General features: G+C 79.9%; 1 protein-coding gene. It reads left to right on the top strand.

Annotated features, from left to right (window positions below):
• A partial coding sequence (locus RBXJA2T_RS20425; protein WP_009858114.1) for a thiamine pyrophosphate-dependent enzyme occupies positions 1-685 on the top strand: 685 nt, incomplete at both ends.

Below are 685 nucleotides of genomic sequence, written 5' to 3'. Positions count from 1 at the left end.
GCCCGGTGGCCGCGCTGCTGGACGCCGCCGCCGAGCGGCTGGAGGCCGAGCCCCGCACGGCGGCCGGGCAGCAGGCCGCGAGCTTCTACGCCCAGCGCTGGCAGTTCGCCGAGGCCGGCGCCTGGGCGGCCCGCGAGGACGCGGCCGACGGCGGCGACGACGGCCCGCTGCACGAGCACCAGATCCCGGCGCTGCTGCGCGCCGCGCTGCCGGCGGGCGCGACGCTGATGGTCGGCAACAGCAACCCGGTGCGCGACCTCGACCACGACCTGCGCCCCGATGGGCATCCGCTGGCCGTGCTGCACCAGCGCGGCGCCGCCGGCATCGACGGGCTGGTGGCCGGTGCCGCCGGCGCCCGGCGTGTGCTCGACGGCCCGCTGGCGCTGCTGCTGGGCGACGTCTCGCTGCTGCACGACGCCGGCGGCCTGGCCGCGGCGGCCGCGGTGCGCGGGCCGCTGGCCATCGTCGCGGTGCACAACGACGGCGGGCGGATCTTCGAGCGCCTGCCGATCGGGCGCGACCCGGCGCTGGCCGACGACTGCGACACGCTGTTCGTCGCCGGCCACGGCCGCGGGTTCGAGGGCCTGGCCGCCACCTGGGACCTGGGCTACGCACGCGTGGCCACGCCGGCCGCGCTGCGCGACGCGCTGGCCGCGGCGCTGGCCGCCGACCGGCCGGTGCTGAT

It is taken from the genome of Rubrivivax benzoatilyticus JA2 = ATCC BAA-35 (genome assembly GCF_000190375.1).
GTDB lineage: Bacteria > Pseudomonadota > Gammaproteobacteria > Burkholderiales > Burkholderiaceae_C > Rubrivivax > Rubrivivax benzoatilyticus.
The sequence above is the reverse complement of the archived record's forward strand: the minus strand, read 5'-3'. Positions and strand labels throughout refer to the sequence as shown.